Origin of the sequence: Bacillus sp. CH140a_4T (genome assembly GCF_008923725.1) — a bacterium.
In the GTDB taxonomy this organism is placed as follows: domain Bacteria; phylum Bacillota; class Bacilli; order Bacillales; family Bacillaceae_G; genus Bacillus_A.
In genome coordinates this window covers 426,095-446,410 of sequence record NZ_WBPF01000005.1, presented here as the reverse complement: position 1 = coordinate 446,410, position 20,316 = coordinate 426,095, and the positions used below count along the sequence as shown (strand labels likewise).

The following is a 20,316-nucleotide window of genomic DNA, read 5'->3' as shown; positions in this document are numbered from 1 at the left end:
AGAGAAAAAGCAAGAAGAGAAAAAGCAAGAAGAAGAGAAAAAGCAAGAAGAAGGGAAAAAGCAAGAAGAAGAGAAAAAGCAAGAAGAAGAGCAAAAACCAACAGAAGAGAAAAAATAAAAAGAAGAACAAATCATAAAAAAAGCCTATTTTGAATTTAACATTTCAAAATAGGCTTTTTTTATATGATTAAATATAGTAATGGAAAGCAGGAATGTAACATAAATATACATAATATTTAGATAATAGGAGGTGTCGAATTTTGATTGAATTTGAATTAAAAAGGAATGTAATTAAGACAGGGAGTGAGAAGAGGATCATTCTTCGCTTTATACTCGCTAGTCTAGTTGGGGTGTTTATGTTTTTCGTACCAGTTATGATAAATGGTGCTTCATCTATTATGATTGATCATATCGTATCATGGATTCGGTCTTCGGTTCCAAGCGTCGTACCTTATTATGCACTACTCGTTATGATAATGGGTGCGATTTATCCGTTTTATACGAAAAAATGGAATGCGTCTATCGTAGACATTTGTTTTTCGATTTTAAAAGTAGTTGGCGTCGTTTTTGGTGTATTATATTGCTTGAAAGTAGGGCCAGCTTGGTTCTTTGCACCAGATGTAGGGCCGTTTTTGTATGAAAAACTAGTAATATCGGTAAGTTTACTCGTTCCAATTGGCTCGGCTTTTTTAGCGTTATTAGTCGGGTACGGATTACTTGAATTTATCGGTACGTTTTGCCGTCCGATTATGAGACCGTTATGGAAAACACCTGGACGATCAGCAATCGATGCGGTCGCTTCCTTTGTGGGGAGTTATTCGCTTGCACTTCTTATTACGAATCGCGTGTATAAAGAAGGAAAGTATACGACAAAAGAAGCTGCCATTATCGCTACAGGTTTTTCTACAGTATCCGCAACCTTTATGATCATCATCGCAAAAACATTAGACATTATGCATTTATGGAATGTTTATTTTTGGACTACTCTCGTTGTAACATTCATCGTAACTGCTATCACCGTAAGAATCCCACCACTTAGTAGAAAACCAGATACATATGTAACAGAAGAAGGGTTCCCAGAGCCTGTTTATAAAGAAAAAATGCTAGAACGCGCTTGGGAAGATGCGTTAGAAGTATCGAAATCTGCACCGAGTATTATGAAAAATATCGCAGTGAATTTAAAAGATGGATTTATTATGACGATGGGAATTTTGCCATCTATTATGTCAGTAGGATTAATTGGTATCGTCTTAGCGAAATTTACGCCAATATTTGATTGGATCAGTTATATTTTCTATCCATTTACGTGGGCTTTACAATTACCAGAAGCAGAACTAGCTGCTAAAGCGGCATCTGTTGGTATTGCGGAAATGTTTTTACCTTCTCTTTTAGTTGTAAGTGCACCACTTGTGACAAAGTTTGTCATTGCAGTTGTTTCGGTATCATCTATATTGTTTTTCTCAGCTTCCATTCCTTGTATTTTATCGACGGACATCCCGTTAAAAGTATCAGAACTTATTATTCTCTATGTACAAAGAACGATATTAACGTTACTTATTATTACGCCGATTGCTTATTTGTTGCTTTAAAGTTTTAATAAGATAAATCTATAACAAAAGAAGCCTTCTGTAAAAGAAAGGCTTCTTTTGTTTAAAAGCGAGGTATTCCCATATTACTATCAAGCTAAGAAAATCAAATATCCAAAAACATGAAAATGTACTATTTTCTGTTTTTGGGATGCTTTTATTTATTTTTTGAATATGACGTCATGCTTCTTAAGAAGATTCCTAGTCCTGCAAAAAAGAATCCTAAGCATAATAAGCTGCCAGGTGTTCCCCAAGTAATTTGATCTAGCATTTTTATCCCCTCCCGTTTATCATTATATAGAATTTATTAGAAATTATCAAAATTTTCCTTTTTAAAGGTTATTGATGAGCCTTCCTACCTTATACGAGAAGATTATATTTGAAAAGGAATTCTTTTAAAAATATTCTATTATTCTTATAAAGCGTTTTTATTTCATGTGATATAGTAACAACAAAGGGGGCTTACAAATGGAAATGATTCACGAAAGAGCAAAGTTACGGTTAATAGATAGTGATGATGTCGAAACTTTGTTTTCGATTGTAGAAGGAAATCGGGATATTTGGGCGTATTTAATCTCTAAAATGGATACTGCGCAAGATATGCAGCAATATGTACAAAAAGCGATACAGGGTTATGGGAAGGGTACTCAAATTCCTTTCGTTGTAGTGGATCAACAGACGAATACAATTGTAGGAAGTACGCGTTTATATCATATTTCAGTAGAAGATAAAACAGTCGAGTTAGGACAAACGTGGTATCATCCAAGTGTACAACGAACGAGTATCAATACAGAGTGTAAGTATATGCTTCTCCAGTATGCTTTTGAAAAACTGCATATGCTCAGGGTGCAAATTAAGACGGATGCAAGAAATGAAAAAGCACAACGAGCAATTGAAAGGTTAGGTGCAGTTAAAGAGGGCGTGCTTAGAAATGAAAGAAAATTGCCAAACGGTCATGTGAGAGATGCAGTTGTGTATAGTATTATCGCAAGTGAATGGCCAGTTGTGAAAACACGTCTGTTAGAAAAATTAGAATTGTATAAAGAAAAGTTATAATTCGTGTTTTGAAAGGTATATTGTTCGTGATGTAAGAAAAATATACCTTTTTTCTTACAAAATGCTACTTTATTTTAATTCTTTTTGTTTCATCGTTCCCTTCTGAGAAAAAATTCGTTACAATGTAGTTGTATGGTAATAAACTTATGAATTTAAAACATGTAATGAAAACCGCAAATAAAAATGAATTGATAATCCTCAATTTTAAATGAAAACCCTTTTATACATAAATAACAAGTAAAGTTCCTTCTTTTTAATAAACTCAAACAAAACGATTTGATATAAATGTTTTTTTATAGAAGTATGGATGATGTACGGAGGCAATTACAAATGAAAGAAAATAAGAAGAGTAAGAAAAGACGAATCTTTCAAGTATTTTTACTAATGATTTGTTCTGCTATTTTATATGTAAGTTATGCAGCTTACGATATTTGGAGTTATCGTTTTAAAACAAATGATGGCGTGAAAACGGATGCTGGTATCGTACTAGGAGCAGCTTCATGGAACGGAAAACCATCTCCTGTATTTAAAGAAAGAATTAATCATGCGATTTCTTTATATAAGAACGGAAATATTAAAAAGATTATTTTTACAGGTGGTACAAAGTTCGAGGCAGAACTTGAGGAAGCGCGTACTGCAAGAGTATATGCAATGAAACAAGGTGTAAAAGAGGAAGATATTTTAATAGAAACTAAATCCCTTTTCACTGAAGAAAATTTAAAGAATGCGAAGGAAGTTGGAATAGAGAACGGAATACGCACATACACGATTGTAAGTGATCCACTTCATATGAAACGCGCAATGAGAATCGCAAAACATATTAATATTGAAGCATATGCTTCACCAACACCGACATCAGCATATAAAACGCTAGATACAGAAATTCCATTCTTCTTTAAAGAATTATTCTCGTATATTGGATATGTAACCTCTTTGCCATTAAAGGCATTGAAGGGAGACTAATATAAGAAAAGAACCTATCTAAAATAGGAGCTTTTCTTATTTGTCAAAAACATTGTATTTTTATCGGAATAGTGAAACAATAGAGAGGTAGCTTCATATAATCATAATGAAAAAGTGAGCGGTTGATGAATCGAACATAAAGGAGATTATAGTATGGCACTCTCATTTGTTGAAACAGAAGAACAATCTTTCATTATTGAACAAATAAATAAATTGATTCCGAAGTTCATGGAAAGGGAGCATCAACTAAGTGAATTAGGATCATTTCCGTATGAAAATATGAGTGATTTGAAAGATATCGGATATACGAAATTAACGTTACCGAAGGAATTTGGTGGTAGTGCGATTTCTTTATATGACTTCGTTTTATTTCAAGAGAAAATCGCAGAAGGCTGCGGGGCTACAGCATTATCGATTGGCTGGCATCTTGGCATTGTGAAAGAGCTAGCGGAAAATCGCTCTTGGAATGATGAGATGTTCAAATGGTTTTGTGAAGAAGTGCGTAATGGTGCGCTATTTAATCGGGCAGCAACAGAACCAAAAACAGGAAGTCCGACGCGTGGCGGAAAACCAGAAACAATAGCGGTTCAACAAGGCGAGAAGTGGGTTATAAATGGAAGAAAAACTTTTACAACGATGGCGCCAATACTTGATTATTTTATTATTTCAGCAAGTATGGAAGGCCGAGAAGAAGTTGGTGAGTTTGTCATTCCAAGAAATACACTCGGTGTATCCATTGAAGAAACGTGGGATAGCGTTGCGTTGCGAGGGACTGCTAGTCACGACCTTATCTTACAAAATGTAGAGATAGACAATCGCTTTTTTACAGATGTATTAGGCGGGAAAGTGAAACAAAAGGGTATCGGCTGGTTGCTACATATACCAGCATGTTATTTAGGGATTGCACAAGCAGCAAGAAATTATGCAGTTCAGTTTGCGGGATCATACAAGCCAAATAGTTTAAATCATTCTATTAGTTTATTGCCGAATGTTAGAAGATTAGTTGGAGAATTAGAACTTGAGCTTATGCAAGCCCGCGTCTTTTTATATCAAATTGCGAAAAAGTACGATGAAGCAGAGGATAAACTATCACTGCAGGCAGAATTAGCGGCAGTGAAATATGCGGTAACGAATGCGTCAATATCTATTGTAGATAAAGCAATGCGCATCGTAGGAGCAAAAAGTTTATCAGAAAAAAATCCGCTTCATCGTTACTATTTAAACGTCAGAGCAGGATTACACAATCCGCCGATGGATGATGCAACACTATCTATATTGGCGGATGTGGCGTTTCGGTCGTAGTTTTTTTAAACTTATATTTTATTGTTTATGGACAATATAGTTGTTTTGAAAGCACGTGTTTGATTAGTAATCAAACACGTGCTTTTTATGTGTAAGACGTACCAAGTTGAGATGTAGGTTTTTAATATAAATGGTTATCATGATTTTGGATTGTTACTGGTTGAAAGAATATTTATTGCAGTGACAGTTTGAAAACTTTTAATCCCAAATTAAAGGTCTTTCCAAGTTTATCATTCGTAAATATTGTAAAAATTGACCTGCATGGACCGCATCATGATAGGCAATTCGTAATAGCATATCGCCTAAATATCTTTGATAGCCAACATCACTTCGATCAATAAGTCTTGAATCTAGCTCGGTTAAGTTTATTGATTGAATATATGCTATGAAGTCAGTAAAGTATGATTGAGCCAACTCAATTTCTTTTTTTACACAAGTAATTGGCTCGTCATCATACGGCATATGTATGTCATGTATTGAGCCGTTGTTTTTTAAAATCATATGATAGTAAAAAGTTGAGGTCCAAACATGACGAATCATCTCACCAAAGGACATGGCCTCATCATCAGGCTTCCAATTAAGAAAATTATCGGGAAGAGAATTCCATAATTTTTCTGAGCGCCTTCTCGTTTCTTTCAAATTTAAGATACTAAGATCAATTGCATTCATAATACATTCTCCTTTACTATTAAACTTAAAATAATTGTATCAATTTAACAGTTAGGGTATCATCGAAATATGAATGTATATCCGAATATCTCATATATAGCTAAACTAATTGCTGAACCTACAAGAGCAATTATCTTAGATTGTTTAATGAATAATCAGGCACTACCTGCTAGCGAATTGGCTTATATGGCAAAGGTGTCACATCCAACGATTAGTTCTCATCTTTCTAAATTAGTAGAGGGGAATCTACTTGTAGTTGAACAACATGGTAGACATCGGTATTATCGACTTGCTAATCAAGAGGTAGCAGAAGTTCTTGAGAAGTTAGGAACAATCGCACCAACAGTCCAAATTCGTTCTTTAAAACAATCGGCTCAACTCAAACAAGTTCGTTATGCTCGAACTTGCTATGATCATCTTGCAGGCAAACTCGGTGTAGAGATAACCGAAAAATTACTAGATAAGGAATTTCTAATTTTAGAGGAAGGAGAATATGTTGTAACGGAACAAGGTAAGCAGTGGTTTCTGAATTTTGGGATAAATATTGAAACGGCAGATATAAAGAGGAGAATATTTGCAAAACCTTGTCTCGATTGGAGTGAACGACGCTACCATATTTCTGGTTGGTTAGGATCTGCAATAGCAAAACTATTTTTTGAACAGGAATGGATTACAAAAACGGATAAGAGTCGGGCTGTCCATCTTACACAAAAAGGTATGAAGTTATTGAAAGATCAATTGGGCATTGACATGGATAATAAAAAAATCCATTAAAATACAGTGCCTCCTGTCGAGTAAACAGTATTAAATAACCTGAGTTCTATATTTATATAGACTCAGGTTATTTAATTTCTTTTAAAATCTTTGATGATATTTGCGCAAGGTAGCTTTAACGACATTCGCTTTACGGAAAGAGGTTAAATAAAAATATAGTAGTTGAGGAAGTTCTATTAAATTAGTAATCATATTACTTAAAAATTATGCGTAAGAATATAGTAAATGAAGGGAGATATAAAATGAATAAAGTAAAGCTGAAAGTATTAAATTTTAATTATATAGTGATAGGTATTTTATTCACTATTATATGTATCCTCACTTCATTCTTCATTTCTAGTAATTCTAGCGTATTTAAATCATTTTATATGAATCAATTATTAGGAACGAATTCTACTAAAGGCCTTATGTATATGATAGGAAGTGAAAATCGTTATTTTGCAGAAGAATTCAATAAAGAAAAAGGAAGAGCGTCTTTGGAATCTTTTTTACTGTCACTTTCTACAAACATTAATGTAAATGATCTTCGAAGTTTATTAACCCGGGAACTTCCTAATATGAATCAATTTTATTCGGAAATATTAATTGCTGGGGAAGGAACAGATTATACGAATATTCCTGAAGAATCCAGTATTCCTTTAGAGAATATTAAAGATAAAGGTACTGCTATTGAACACCCAAAGCGTGAGAAAGAAAACAATTCTACTGGTGAGAATTCAAATACACGAAATAACGGTGAAAATAAAGTTTTTATTTATCATACACATAGTTGGGAATCGTTTATTCCTCTTATTCCAGGTGCTACTATACCCGACGATGCTTCCAGTACAAATAATGAAGTCAATATTACATTTGTTGGAAACTATTTAAAACAAAAGTTAGAAGAAAAAGGAATAGGTGTTTCACATGATACGACAAATATGAGGGATTTTCTGCGAAATAAAAATTTAAATTGGGCCCAATCTTACAAAGGATCTCGTCAAATATTACAAGATAAATTAGCACAAGATAAAAATATTATGTTTCCAATGGACCTTCATAGAGACGATGCTCGAAAAAATATTACAACAAAAAATATTAACGGAAAGAATTATGCTCGGCTTTATTTTATTTTAGGGCGAGAGAATCCTAACTTTGAAAAAAATAAAAAAATAGTAACGGCAATCAATTCATATTTAGATGAGAAATATTACGGTTTAAGCCGAGGGATTTTTATTAAAGATCGTAAAAGCGGAAACGGAGTATATAATCAAGATCTTTCTCCCAACGCATTACTTATTGAAATGGGAGGGGTAGATAATACACCAGAAGAATTGTATGCGTCAGTTGACGTATTAGTAGAAGCGTTTAGCCACTATTATAATGAGGTAACAAAAAAATAACTAAAATAAAAAGGAGTGACACCTAGTCAGAAGAGCTAGGGGTTACTCCTTTTTCATTGTTATTCAGGCTGTACCTCAAGTCCTAAACTGCTCTCAGATCCATCTTCATTATAAGCGGACAAATAATATGTTCCTGGCCGAGGAGAGGAAATGATTGAACGCAAAGTAAGTGTTTTGCTTTCATTTTGTTGTATCGTATGTTTTACTAGTGGCTTTTCATCTGGTGATTTGATTGAATATGTAAATGTATTTGTACCGATATTTTTAACTGTGACTTTTAAATCACTAAGACCACTAAAGTCAAATCCAGTACCGACTGACCCGCGGAATGTATGTGTATCATTAACTGATAACGAACGAAATGTTGGGATTTCATTTGTTTCATTTGATGAGAGAGTAATCGTTTCTTTTGCTTCTACTTTAGAAGGAGTGGAATCTAGTTGTGTATTTTGCTTTGGTAATAGAGTAATTGTGCAAAGCGATGCGATGAGAATAAATGAACTAGAAATAATGAAATGTTTTTTTGTAAGAAGCATAACTTGTTCCCCTTTTTGTTGTATAATATATGAAAAATATACCATTACCAATAATTGTTATCAATTAAAAAATCTTTCTTTTCATTCTTCTTTTTACAGTTTTATAGGAGAAAGCTAGGTTTCTTATTTTTACTAATGTTATAATAAGAAAAAAGTACGAAAAGAGGTCATCTCATGCTAGAGGTTATTGCAACATGTTTAGAAGATGTGAAAAGAATTGAACGAGCTGGCGGGAAGCGAATTGAATTAATTTCATCTTATACAGAAGGCGGTTTAACACCGAGTTATGCATTTATTAAAAAAGCGGTAGAAGCAGTACATATACCGATTCACGTTATGATTCGTCCGCATGCGAAGTCTTTTACATATACGGAAGAAGAAATTGAAATGATGAAGGAAGATATTATCGTTGCGCAGAAGTTAGGTGCAAATGGTGTTGTATTAGGTGTATTAAACGAACAAAATGAAGTGGATGAAGAGAAATTAGCCGATCTACTATCTGTTGTAGAAGGAATAAATGTAACGTACCATCGTGCGATAGATGACATAGAAAATCCAGTAGAAGCGATGAAAACTTTAAAGAAGTTTCATAAAGTGACTCACGTTTTAACTTCAGGTGGACAAGGAAATATAGTAGAGAATATTCCGGTGCTTGCAGAAATGCAAAAAGTAAGCGATGGTCAAATTCAACTTGTTGCTGGAGCTGGCGTGACGAAAGAAAATATAAAGCAATTGCTAGATGAAACTGGAATTACGCAAGCACATGTCGGCACAGCGGTAAGAGAAGGAAAATCATGTTTTTCTGAAATTGATCTTAATTTAGTACAAGAATTAGTTCAAATCATACAATAAACACTTAAGAAAGAGGAGAAACGATGAAGGAAAATACGAAGAAAGAATTATTCTCATGGGCTAAAACGATAGGATTTACCCTTGTATTAATCGCTATTATTCGCGGTGTTTTATTTACACCTTCACTAGTACAAGGTGAATCGATGATGCCTACTTTAGAAAATAACGAGCGAGTTCTTGTGAATAAGATTGGCTATAGTATAAGTGGATTAGATCGCTTTGATATTATCGTCTTCCATGGTAAAGAAGGGTACGATTTAGTAAAACGAGTAATTGGTGTACCAGGCGATACAGTTGAGTATAAAAACGATGTATTATATGTAAACGGAAAAGCGATGGAAGAACCATATTTAAAAGAGTTTAAAGAAAAAGCAGCAGGCCGTGTATTAACCCCAGACTTTACGTTAGAACAAATCACAGGAAAAACGAAAGTGCCAGAAGGCCAAGTGTTTGTTTTAGGAGATAATCGTGAAGTTTCGAAAGATGGTCGTATGTTCGGATTCATTTCAGAAGATGAGATTGTCGGAAAAGGACAAGCTGTTTTCTGGCCGTTGAAACAAGTGAGAGCGTTATAAAGAAGTATGAAATATAACACCTTATAGAATAGACACTCGAAAAAAGTCTATTTTATAAGGTGTTTTTTGTATAATAAATTAATTAAAAATAAAAGACTATTAAGAAGCAAGAGAAGGTTTGTCTCCTTGATAATATATATTACGAGTAGGTGATTTTGTGGGAAAAGAAAGAAAATATGCTATTATGGCAGATGGCAGTCAAATTTATTACGAGAAAAGCGGACGAGGTTTTCCGCTATTTTTGTTACATGGGAATAGTGGTAGCGGGAAATATTTCTCTAAGCAGGTGCCTGAATTGGAAAAGTATTTTCAAATATTCTTAGTCGACAGCCGTGGGCATGGGCGTTCGACTAATGTCTCCAAAAACTTAAACTTCCCACTAATGGTCGATGATTTGAAAGCCATTATGCTTTTAGAAAACATTCGGAAAGCAGACTTTCTCGGGTTTAGCGATGGAGCCAACTTAGCAATGATGTTTACTACTTCGTATCCAGAATACGTTCATCGACTTGTTTTGAATGCAGGAAACACAAAAACGAGCGGAGTTCACTTTTTAGTGTTAGCAGCTATTTATGCATTGTATGGTTTTGCTTTCATTCCTTCCTTATTTAGTAAGAAAATTCAGCAGAAACTATCCATTCTCAGTTTGTTACTCCATGATATTGGTGTCTCAGAATTAGATTTAAAACAAATAAGTTGCCCTACTTTAATATTGGTTGGGGAAAATGATATTATAAAATGCAAGCATTCCATGTACTTAGCAAAGACAATTCCAAATGCTTCATTTGTCTCAGTTTCTGGACAGGGACATACGTTTGCACGAAAAAATCCCCAACAATTCAACCAAGAAATTTTAAAATTTTTGAAAGAAAAGTCAAGTTAAAGACGGAAAGATTTACTCAGACGTTAATTATACATAAAGTTGAAAAGATGTTTAAAGATAGTCAGTATAAGCCTAGATTTATTATGGAATATTTGTAAATAAACTAGAGGTAACAGATCTTGTCATGAAAGAAGCAAAAAAGTATACTGACAAATTAAATGGAATTTAAAAAAGATGACTTCTGGGGATACAGAAATCATCTTTTTTGTGTCCTATTTATTTATATGTTAGGTTTTGCTATAACTTGAACTTTTGAAAGAGAACCATCATTATTTCTAAATTTTATTTTGTATTCACCTTCAGGAAGCCAATCACTCCAACTTATACTAAATTCACTGATCGCTTGTTCTCCAGGTTTTAAAGTTCCGTCAATCATCCAAGAACCTTTAGCGTTATATAAAGTATAGCTAAAAGAAGAATTCCCTATATTTTTTACAAGAAGGCTTAATGCATCCCCGTGAGAATAGTTAAAACTAGACATACTTGATCCGAAAAAATGAATTTCTTCGTTCGCTATTTTATGATATTGGGCAACTTTAGCGGTTGAATGAGTATCTTCACTTGTCGCAAATGTCACATTATAACCTATACAAAAAGATAGCATAATAGCGGGAATCACTAGCAGCTTTTTCAAAAGAAACACTCCTTACATTTTGTTTTACATATATTGTAATAATCGAAATATAGTGGAGATGTAATAGTTTGATGTAAAAATTTACAAAGTCCTTTAATTGTTTACGTTTTTTTAATTACTGACAAATATATCGAGTCATAGGCTTAAAAAAATATTGATAGAATTGAAAGAATATTTTATAATTTTAAATTATATATTTGTTTCGAAAAACGGAATTTAAGTTCCGTAATTCGGAACAAGAGGGAGATAGAATGAGTATAAATAAAACAGCAGTTAAGACAATGGATATTTTAGAGTTGTTTTATGAGCATGAAGAGTTAAGTTTAACAGAGATGGTTCAGCTTACGAGTATGCCAAAAACATCTGTTTATCGTTTAATTGGCTCGTTAGAAGAAATGGAGTTTTTACAAAAAAACGAGAAGGGGAAATATCGTCTCGGAGTCGTTTTTTTACGGTTCGGTCAACTTGTTTCACAAAGATTATCCGTAAGAAATATTGCGATTCCCTATATGAAAGAGCTTAGAGATAGTTTAGGGCAGGCAGTTAATTTAATTATTCAAGATGGTAATGATGCGATTTATGCGGAAAAGATGGAAGGTGCTCAGCCTGTACGCGTGTATACGGCGGTTGGGAGAAGAGCACCGCTTTATGCGGGTGCATGTCCGAGAATTTTACTATCGTATTTCTCTGAGGAAGAGCAATGGAAATACGTAGAGAAAACGGATTTAAAACAGTTTGCAGATGGAACAATCGTGGATAAGGAACAATTGCTAGAAGTGTTACAAATGGCGAGAAAGGAAGGACACACAATTAGCTACTCTGAGTTAGAAAATCATACAGCCGCTATAGCAGCGCCCATTTTCGCAAGCGATGGAACGGTTATAGCAGGTATTAGTATTTCGGGGTTAGCTATTGAGTATAACGAAAGTAATATTGCATATTTTATTGCGAAAGTGAAAGAAACGGCACATCGCATTTCGAAAGAACTCGGCTTTTTGGCATAGAAAGAGGGAGTGGGATGAAATTTTCTGCGTTAGGGGATCAAGCAATTATTGTTACATTTGGTGAAGAAATGGGAATGAAGACATACGAAAAAGTGCAGCGATTGTTTCAAGCGTTGAGGCGGCATCCATTTACAGGAATGGTTGAATGTGTGCCGTCTTTCACTTCATTAGCGGTCTACTACAATGTTTACGAAGTATGGAAGCGGCATGAGAAAAGTGAAGGGCCATATCATTACGTTTGCCAATATATAAAAGAGTTGTGTGATTCGTATAAAGAAGAGGTGAATCAAGATGTGAAACATATTTCTATACCTGTTTGCTACGGGGGAGAATATGGACCTGATTTGGAAGAGGTCGCGCATGATAGAGGAATAAGAGCGGAAGATGTGATTCGCATCCATAGTGAAACAACATATTTTGTGTATATGTTAGGTTTTACACCGGGGTTTCCGTATTTAGGAGGATTATCAAAAGAACTAGAAACACCTAGAAAAGAAACACCACGGTTACAAATACCGCCTGGTTCAGTAGGTATTGGCGGGAATCAAACAGGTATATATCCGCTTGAAACACCAGGAGGATGGAATATTATCGGCCGAACACCAATCTCTTTATTTAATCCAGAAGAAGAAACACCAACATATATTCAAAGCGGTATGTATTTACGATTTATCCCAATAACGAAGGAAGAGTACGTATCACTTGAGGGGGCTAAAGAATGGATGTAGAGGTTTTACATGCAGGGATGTTTACAACAGTCCAAGATTTAGGGCGATTTCACTATCAACAATACGGTGTACCTGTTGGCGGGGCAATGGATCAAAGTGCACTTCGGATGATCAATATGTTAGTCGGTAATGATGAGAATGAAGCGGGACTTGAAATGACGATTATGGGGCCTAAATTGTTAATAAAGAAAACGACTTTACTTGCGATTGGCGGAGCAGATACGGAACCGTTACTGAATGGGGAGCGTGTTCCATTATGGCGTCCTATTTTAGCGAAAGAAGGTAGCATGCTTTGCTTTGGAAAAGTGAAAAGCGGTTGCAGAGCGTATGTGACCTTTGCGGGTGGTATACATATTGATCGTACAATGGGAAGTAAAAGTACTTACATACGTGCTGCGATTGGTGGTATTGAAGGAAGGATGCTGAAAAAAGGAGATTATTTTCAAATTGGTACGCACACTGAAATAGCGAGTCGTTTCATTCAAGACTTACAAAAGAGAGAGCAAATCAAAACAAACTGGGCAATTAGCAGCAGTGTACTACCAAAGTATAAGAAATATCCTAAGCTGCGTGTCATAACTAATTTTGAATATGATCAATTTACAGAAGAAAGTAGAAAGGCATTTTTTACGAAAGAGTATAAAGTATCTAATTACGCTGACCGTATGGGTTATAGGGTTGAGGGAGAAGTTTTAAATAGAGTGGAAGAAAAAGAGATTTTATCGAGTCCCGTTACATTTGGAACGATTCAAGTGCCAAACGGTGGACAGCCGATTATATTAATGGCAGATAGGCAAACGACAGGTGGCTATCCGAGAATGGGAAATATCATTTCAGTAGATTTACCTCTTCTTGCCCAGCTAAAACCAGGGGACTATGTTTCATTTGAGAAAATTACGCTGGAAGAAGCGGAACAATTGTACATAGAACAAGAAGTAAATATGAATCTATTAAAGAAATTCATCGCTTTACGAAGCTGACAATAGGAGGGGAAAATCGTGACGACAATCGATTTAAACTGTGATTTAGGAGAAAGTTTTGGAGCTTATAAAATGGGGAATGATGATGAAATTCTTCCGTTCGTTTCCTCTATAAACGTTGCTTGCGGTTTTCATGCGGGTGATCCAGTTGTAATGAGGAAAACGGTTGAAAAGGCACTGCAGCAAAACGTAGCAATAGGAGCACATCCTGGTTTTCCTGATTTAATTGGATTTGGAAGAAGAAACATGAACGTTTCGGCAAGTGAAGTATACGATTATGTATTGTATCAAATCGGTGCATTAGACGCTTTTGTGAAAGCAGCTGGCGGGAAGATGCATCATGTGAAACCACACGGTGCCCTATATAATATGGCGGCGACTAATCCGGAAATTGCAGATGCAATTGCAAAAGCAATTTATCATAGTAATTCAAATCTATTACTTTACGGATTAGCAAATAGCGAGTCGTTTATACAGGCTGTAGAAAAATACAATATAACTCTCGTACAAGAAGCTTTTGCAGATCGTACGTATAAGCAAGATGGTACATTAACGAGCCGTACAGAAGAAAATGCGCTTATAAAAGATGAAGACGAAGCGATAAAGCAAGTACTTCAAATGGTGAAAGAAGGCCAAGTATATGCGGTCAATGGAGAGAAAGTAGCAGTTCAGGCGCAAACGATTTGTTTACACGGTGATGGGGAAAAAGCAGTTCAATTTGCAGAAAGAATATACAGAACATTCAAACTTAATGATATTTCTATTTGTGCACCGAAATAAAAAATAGGGGAAGTGCTGAAATGATTAAATTAATCGGGATACTACTTGTTGCAGTGGGCTTTTTATTTAGATTAAATACACTATTAGTAGTAATGGTTGCAGGTATTGTTACTGGTATGGTTTCAGGATTAAGCTTTTATGATGTCATCAGCATGTTCGGTAAATTTTTCATAGAAAATAGATATATGTCTATGCCGATTATACTAACTTTACCGGTAATCGGAATTTTAGAGCGTTACGGTTTAAAAGAAAGAGCAGAAGCACTTATAACGAAATCGAAAGGCGCAACAACTGGAAGAGTATTAATGTCATATTTTACGATAAGAGAATCATCAGCAGCACTTGGACTGAATATTGGTGGTCATGCACAAACAGTAAGACCGCTCGTTGCACCGATGGCAGAGGGAGCTGCGCAAGGAAGATATGGTAAGTTACCTGAAAAGTTAAGAGAAAAGATTAAAGCAAACGCAGCAGCTGCGGAAAATACAGCATGGTTTTTCGGAGAGGATATATTTATCGCAACTGGTGCCATTTTATTAATGAAAGGATTCTTCGATTCAGTAGGTATGCATGTCGGTGTATGGGATATGGCACTTTGGGGTATTCCAACGGCGATAGCGGCGCTTATTGTAAGTTGGATCAGATTTAGAAGATTTGATAAATATATAGCAAAAACGATGACATCAAAAGAAAAAGAAGAGAAGGAGGCAATATAAAATGAACATCATCACAATGGATACAATTTATTACGTATTAGGTATAATCGTTGCCTTTATCGCTGTTCGTATTGCGTTTGATCGTGAACATCCAAATCGACTTGGTTCTAGCTTGTTTTGGGCGTTATTTGCAATTACGTTTTTATTCGGAAATGTAATTCCTTCGTTTTACGTTGGCTGTATCGTGCTCGCAATGGTCGTGTTAGCTTCATTAAACAAAGTAACAAAATCAGAGGAGAAAGAAGTACCAGTACAAGAACGTGTGAAACATGCGGAGAAATTAAAAAATAAAATTTTTATGCCGGCACTATTAATTCCAATTTTTACAATTATCGGTACGTTAACGTTAGGGAAAATCAAATGGGGAAATGTATCCCTTGTTGATCCAGATAAAGTAACGCTAGTTGCATTAGCGCTTGGTGCATTACTTGCATTTGTTGCGGCGATGCGTATTACAAAATCGAAAATAACAACGCCTGTTCAAGAAGGTAGCAGACTATTACAAGCTGTCGGCTGGGCTGTTATTTTACCACAGATGTTAGCAGCACTTGGTGGTATTTTCGCAAAATCTGGCGTTGGACAAGTCGTTTCTGATTTAGTCGGCCAAGTATTACCGACAGAGTATCCGTTCGTTGCTGTTATGGCGTATTGTTTAGGTATGATGCTCTTCACAGTCGTAATGGGAAATGCATTCGCAGCATTTGCCGTAATTACTGGCGGAATTGGCTTACCTTTAATTGTTCAAATGCACGGCGGGAATCCAGCGATTATGGCAGCGCTCGGTATGTTTGCTGGATATTGCGGAACGCTCATTACGCCAATGGCAGCAAACTTTAATATCGTTCCGGCAATGCTTTTAGAGCTAAAAGATAAAAATGCAGTCATTAAAGCACAAGTACCAATTGCTCTTTCAATCTTTATCATAAATATGTTTATTATGTACGGCCTTGTATATCGTTTCTAATTAGGAGGGGAAAACTATGAAAACAGTATTACTAACAGGATTTGATCCGTTTGGCGGAGAAAGCATCAACCCAGCTTGGGAAGTCGCAAAAAGTTTGCATGAAAAAACAATCGGAGAATACAAGATTATTAGTAAACAAGTCCCAACGGTATTTCATAAATCAATAAAAGTATTAAAAGAGTATATAGAAGAACTAAACCCTGAAATGATTATATGTATTGGACAAGCTGGGGGCAGACCAGATATTACGATAGAGCGTGTCGCAATTAATATCGATGATGCAAGAATTGCTGACAATGAAGAGAATCAGCCGGTAGATGTACCGGTTGTGGAAGAAGGGCCGGCTGCCTATTGGTCTACACTTCCGATGAAAGCAATTGTAAAAAAACTACAAGAAGAAGGCATACCAGCTTCCGTTTCACAATCAGCAGGTACATTCGTTTGTAATCATTTATTCTACGGTCTCATGCATGAACTAGAGAAACAGGATAAGAAAATAAAAGGCGGATTTGTTCATATTCCGTTTTTACCAGAACAAGCGAGTAACTATCCAGGTCAACCAAGTATGTCACTTTCTACTATTAGTAAAGGGATAGAATTGGCGATTGAGGTAACGACGACAGTTGAGGTCGATATTGTGGAAATTGGGGGCACGACGCATTAAATAAAACGAATCGTACGACACCTCCTGTAAACAACTGGTATAATAAGTATAGGGAAATACATAGAGGTGATTTTTGTGCAGCAATTTGAAGAAGTACGTTCAATTTTAGAAAAAGCGAAGAAAATTACAGTGTTAACAGGCGCAGGAGCAAGTACGGAAAGTGGTATTCCAGACTTTCGTTCAGCAAATGGATTGTATGCTGATGCGAATGTGGAGATGTATTTATCAAGAGGATATTATAATAGAAGTCCGAAAGAATTTTGGAAGCATTATAAGGAAATCTTTCAAATTAATACGTTTCATCAATATAAACCAAATCGTGGGCATCGCTTTTTAGCTGAACTAGAAGAACAAGGGAAAGATATTACGATTTTAACGCAAAATATTGACGGCTTACATCAATTAGGTGGTAGTAAACATGTCATTGATTTACATGGAACACTTCAAACAGCACATTGTCCGAAGTGTAAAAAGGGATATGATTTGCAGTATATGATTGATCATGAAGTACCTCGCTGCGAGAAGTGTAATTTCATTTTAAATCCAGACGTTGTTTTATACGGAGATACATTGCCGCAATATCAAAATGCGATAAAACGTTTATATGAAACAGATGTACTTATCGTTATGGGAACGTCATTAAAAGTACAACCTGTCGCTTCATTCCCGGAAATCGCCAAGAGGGAAATAGGGGCAACGACAATTTTAGTAAATGAAGAACGAACAGGACAAGAATATAACTTTGATTTTGTTTTTCAAAATAAGATTGGAGAGTTTGTTGAAGGATTATCATCGGTGAAATAAGTTATTATTTTTATGAAAAACTGAGGTGTATAGAGAACACCTCAGTTTTTTGTTTGAATAAAATTCATGTTATGACGTATGAAGGGGAATGGTAATAAATAGGTTATAAAATTAAAATACTGAAAATTAAATCTTTTATTTCTTTAGTAATTAATATAAAATTCTATATATATCATATAAATAAATTTGATACATAATGGTTCTTTGTAGAAATGTTAATAGAATGAAGCGAGGGAGCGAAATGAGACAGAAAAAGGAGCAGAAGAAACAATCGAAAAAGAAAAAGACTCATATTCCATTTCGATTAAATGTACTATTTTTTATCGTCTTTCTTTTATTTTCAGCTATTATAATTCAATTAGGTAAAGTACAAATCATTGATGGAGAAACGTATAGAAATGAAGTGAACAAAAAGGAAGATGTAACGGTAAGCACGCCTGTTCCTAGAGGGAAAATGTTTGATCGGCAAGGTCAAGTGATTGTAAATAACAAACCACTACGAACCGTTACATATACGAAAATGAAAGGAGTAGATTCGAAAGAAGTTTTACAAGTAGCAAGACAGTTAGCCCAGCTAATTGAAATGTCGCCAGAAGATATAGCTAAGTTGACAGAAACAGATAAGAAAGATTTTTGGATGCAGTTAAATGAAAAGCGTGCCGCAGCAAAAGTGACAAAAGAAGATGAGAATACATTTAGGAAGCAAGAGATGGAAGGGAAAGAATTAGATAAAAAAGTAGAAGAGTTACGTAGGGAAAGAATTACGCAAGAAGAATTAAGTGAACTTTCAAAAGAGGATTTAGAAGTACTAGCAATTAAAAGTAGGATGAATGCGGGATATAAAATGACGCCGCAAATCGTTAAAAAAGATGTAAGTCAAAATGAATACGCAGTCGTAAGTGAAAGATTGGCAAGTTTGCCAGGAGTGGATACGACAGTGGATTGGGAACGTGAATACCCAAATGATAAAATACTTCGTTCTATCCTTGGTAGCGTTTCTACTGAAAATGAGGGATTACCAAGAGAACAGTTAGATTATTATTTAGTGCGTGATTATAACCGAAATGATCGCATTGGTAAGAGTTACATCGAAAAACAATACGAAGATGCCTTACATGGAACGAAAGAACAGTCGAAAAATATTACGGATAAAGCCGGAAATATTATTCGGACGGAAAAAGTGACTGAAGGAAAAAGTGGAAATAATTTAATGTTAACAGTGGATATGGAGTTACAGAAAAAAGTAGAGGAAAGTCTTGAAAAGAATTTACGAGCGTTTCATTCTGCAGAGCCGATGATGGATCGCGCGTTCGTTGTAATGATGAACCCGAAAAACGGGCAAATTTTATCAATGGCTGGGAAGAAAATTGTAAATAAAGATGGTGGCATGCAAATAGAAGACTTTGCTTTAGGAACGATGACAAGTTCTTATGAGTTAGGATCAACTGTGAAAGGGGCTACGTTACTAGCCGGATATCAAACTGAAACAATTAAGCCGTATACGCATTTCTTCGATGCACCAATGTATTTTAAAGGAAGTACTAAGCCAAAGAAATCGTGGAAAGATTTTGGAGATATTGATGATTTAAGAGCTTTACAAGTTTCATCAAACGTCTATATGTTTAATACAGCATTAAAAATGGCAGGTATAAATTATGTGCCAAACAATCCACTAGATATTAAAAAAGAGACATTTAATAAAATGCGCTACTACTTTAGACAGTTCGGATTAGGTGTACCGACTGGTATTGATTTGCCGAATGAATCGATTGGTCAAATGGGTAGAACGGATGACATACCTGGTTTTTTACTTGATTACGCGATTGGACAGTATGATACATATACGCCGCTTCAACTTGCTCAATATATGTCAACAATTGCAAACGGCGGTTACCGAATGAAACCACAAATTGTACAAGAAGTGAGAGAGCAACCACATAAACCAGAGGATATTGGAGAAGTTGTTAGGTCTATTGAACCAGTTATATTAAATCGAGTGGATATGGACACTTCATACATAAATCATGTAAAAGAAGGGTTTAGAAGAGTTTTTCAAGAGACTGACGGGACAGGTACTGGAACGTTTAAAGGATTACCGTATAAACCAGCTGGAAAAACAGGAACAGCTGAAACTGTATATGGTGGAGAAAGTGATATTGGAAGAGATGAAAACTACAACCGAAAAAAATGTTATAATTTAACTCTTGCCGGTTATGCACCATATGATGCTGATCCGGAAGTTGCTTTTTCAGTTGTTGTACCTTGGGTGAATGATGACAAATCAGGAATTAATTCCGCGATTGGTAAAGAGATTTTGGATGCGTATTTTGAATTGAAAGCGAAAAGAGCCGGTGGAAATCCAGTCCCAGTAGAACAACCGAACAAGGCCCAGTAAAAATAGTATCACTGCATGGAGACATATTGTGCAGTGATATATTTTTTGAGTTAAAAAGCGTTTAAATAA

Annotated in this window: 21 protein-coding genes; 18 read left to right on the top strand and 3 right to left on the bottom strand. The window is 35.4% G+C overall.

From position 1 onward, the window contains the following. Nucleotides 1-260: 260 nt before the first annotated feature. From F8162_RS03340 to F8162_RS03325, 4 genes are all read left to right on the top strand, one after another. Nucleotides 261-1,589: a YjiH family protein gene (locus F8162_RS03340; protein ID WP_151634920.1), complete on the top strand. Its 1,329-nt coding sequence runs from the start codon at nucleotides 261-263 to the stop codon at nucleotides 1,587-1,589. A 465-nt stretch (nucleotides 1,590-2,054) separates the two neighbouring features. Then, nucleotides 2,055-2,642 carry a GNAT family N-acetyltransferase gene (locus F8162_RS03335; protein WP_151634922.1) on the top strand — a complete coding sequence of 196 codons (588 nt, stop codon included), beginning with the start codon at nucleotides 2,055-2,057 and terminating at the stop codon, nucleotides 2,640-2,642. Nucleotides 2,643-2,972: 330 nt separating this feature from the next. Beyond that, nucleotides 2,973-3,605, top strand: coding sequence for a YdcF family protein (locus F8162_RS03330; RefSeq protein WP_000662231.1), 633 nt, complete (start codon nucleotides 2,973-2,975; stop codon nucleotides 3,603-3,605). A 153-nt stretch (nucleotides 3,606-3,758) separates the two neighbouring features. Then, nucleotides 3,759-4,907, top strand: a complete 1,149-nt coding sequence (locus tag F8162_RS03325) for an acyl-CoA dehydrogenase family protein (protein WP_151634924.1) — start codon at nucleotides 3,759-3,761, stop codon at nucleotides 4,905-4,907. A gap of 198 nt (nucleotides 4,908-5,105) precedes the next feature. On the opposite strand, the gene F8162_RS03320 is transcribed toward F8162_RS03325, so the two are convergent. After that, complete coding sequence (locus tag F8162_RS03320) at nucleotides 5,106-5,576, bottom strand: DinB family protein (protein WP_151634926.1); 471 nt, start codon at nucleotides 5,574-5,576, stop codon at nucleotides 5,106-5,108. A 69-nt stretch (nucleotides 5,577-5,645) separates the two neighbouring features. Between F8162_RS03320 and F8162_RS03315 the strand changes: the two genes are divergently transcribed. Together F8162_RS03315 and F8162_RS03310 are read left to right on the top strand one after the other, a co-directional pair. Then, entirely contained in the window at nucleotides 5,646-6,350 is a 705-nt protein-coding gene (locus F8162_RS03315; RefSeq protein WP_151634928.1) for an ArsR/SmtB family transcription factor, read from the top strand. A gap of 242 nt (nucleotides 6,351-6,592) precedes the next feature. Further along, nucleotides 6,593-7,732: a stage II sporulation protein P gene (locus tag F8162_RS03310; RefSeq protein ID WP_151634930.1), complete on the top strand. Its 1,140-nt coding sequence runs from the start codon at nucleotides 6,593-6,595 to the stop codon at nucleotides 7,730-7,732. 59 nt (nucleotides 7,733-7,791) lie between these two features. On the opposite strand, the gene F8162_RS03305 is transcribed toward F8162_RS03310, so the two are convergent. Then, a complete protein-coding gene (locus tag F8162_RS03305) occupies nucleotides 7,792-8,268 on the bottom strand; it encodes a hypothetical protein (protein ID WP_151634933.1) in 477 nt (158 codons plus the stop codon). Nucleotides 8,269-8,442: 174 nt separating this feature from the next. Between F8162_RS03305 and F8162_RS03300 the strand changes: the two genes are divergently transcribed. The 3 genes from F8162_RS03300 to F8162_RS03290 all read left to right on the top strand — a co-directional run bounded on the left by F8162_RS03300 (nucleotide 8,443) and on the right by F8162_RS03290 (nucleotide 10,578). After that, complete coding sequence (locus F8162_RS03300; RefSeq protein WP_151634935.1) at nucleotides 8,443-9,120, top strand: copper homeostasis protein CutC; 678 nt, start codon at nucleotides 8,443-8,445, stop codon at nucleotides 9,118-9,120. A 23-nt stretch (nucleotides 9,121-9,143) separates the two neighbouring features. After that, nucleotides 9,144-9,695, top strand: coding sequence for a signal peptidase I (gene lepB / locus F8162_RS03295; RefSeq protein WP_000662492.1), 552 nt, complete (start codon nucleotides 9,144-9,146; stop codon nucleotides 9,693-9,695). A gap of 157 nt (nucleotides 9,696-9,852) precedes the next feature. Next, a complete protein-coding gene (locus tag F8162_RS03290) occupies nucleotides 9,853-10,578 on the top strand; it encodes an alpha/beta fold hydrolase (protein WP_151634937.1) in 726 nt (241 codons plus the stop codon). Between the two features lie 220 nt (nucleotides 10,579-10,798). Here the strand turns inward: F8162_RS03290 and F8162_RS03285 are convergent, their stop codons facing one another. After that, nucleotides 10,799-11,212, bottom strand: a complete 414-nt coding sequence (locus F8162_RS03285; protein WP_151634939.1) for a hypothetical protein — start codon at nucleotides 11,210-11,212, stop codon at nucleotides 10,799-10,801. A gap of 251 nt (nucleotides 11,213-11,463) precedes the next feature. Between F8162_RS03285 and F8162_RS03280 the strand changes: the two genes are divergently transcribed. From F8162_RS03280 to F8162_RS03240, 9 genes are all read left to right on the top strand, one after another. Further along, entirely contained in the window at nucleotides 11,464-12,216 is a 753-nt protein-coding gene (locus F8162_RS03280; RefSeq protein WP_151634941.1) for an IclR family transcriptional regulator, read from the top strand. A gap of 14 nt (nucleotides 12,217-12,230) precedes the next feature. Further along, complete coding sequence (pxpB, locus tag F8162_RS03275) at nucleotides 12,231-12,944, top strand: 5-oxoprolinase subunit PxpB (RefSeq protein ID WP_151634943.1); 714 nt, start codon at nucleotides 12,231-12,233, stop codon at nucleotides 12,942-12,944. Next, nucleotides 12,935-13,924, top strand: a complete 990-nt coding sequence (locus F8162_RS03270) for a biotin-dependent carboxyltransferase family protein (RefSeq protein ID WP_151634945.1) — start codon at nucleotides 12,935-12,937, stop codon at nucleotides 13,922-13,924. The genes pxpB and F8162_RS03270 overlap by 10 nt, the downstream gene beginning before the upstream one ends. Before the next feature lie 18 nt (nucleotides 13,925-13,942). Further along, a complete protein-coding gene (gene pxpA, locus F8162_RS03265; protein ID WP_151634947.1) occupies nucleotides 13,943-14,704 on the top strand; it encodes a 5-oxoprolinase subunit PxpA in 762 nt (253 codons plus the stop codon). A 20-nt stretch (nucleotides 14,705-14,724) separates the two neighbouring features. Further along, nucleotides 14,725-15,420 (top strand): DUF969 domain-containing protein, encoded by a 696-nt coding sequence (locus tag F8162_RS03260; RefSeq protein WP_151634949.1) that lies wholly within the window; start codon nucleotides 14,725-14,727, stop codon nucleotides 15,418-15,420. Nucleotide 15,421: 1 nt separating this feature from the next. Next, nucleotides 15,422-16,384, top strand: coding sequence for a DUF979 domain-containing protein (locus F8162_RS03255; protein WP_151634951.1), 963 nt, complete (start codon nucleotides 15,422-15,424; stop codon nucleotides 16,382-16,384). A 16-nt stretch (nucleotides 16,385-16,400) separates the two neighbouring features. Next, entirely contained in the window at nucleotides 16,401-17,048 is a 648-nt protein-coding gene (pcp, locus tag F8162_RS03250; protein ID WP_151634953.1) for a pyroglutamyl-peptidase I, read from the top strand. 75 nt (nucleotides 17,049-17,123) lie between these two features. After that, a complete protein-coding gene (locus tag F8162_RS03245; protein WP_151634955.1) occupies nucleotides 17,124-17,852 on the top strand; it encodes an NAD-dependent protein deacylase in 729 nt (242 codons plus the stop codon). Nucleotides 17,853-18,093: 241 nt separating this feature from the next. Continuing rightward, complete coding sequence (locus tag F8162_RS03240; protein ID WP_151634957.1) at nucleotides 18,094-20,247, top strand: peptidoglycan D,D-transpeptidase FtsI family protein; 2,154 nt, start codon at nucleotides 18,094-18,096, stop codon at nucleotides 20,245-20,247. The last annotated feature ends 69 nt before the right edge of the window (nucleotides 20,248-20,316 follow it).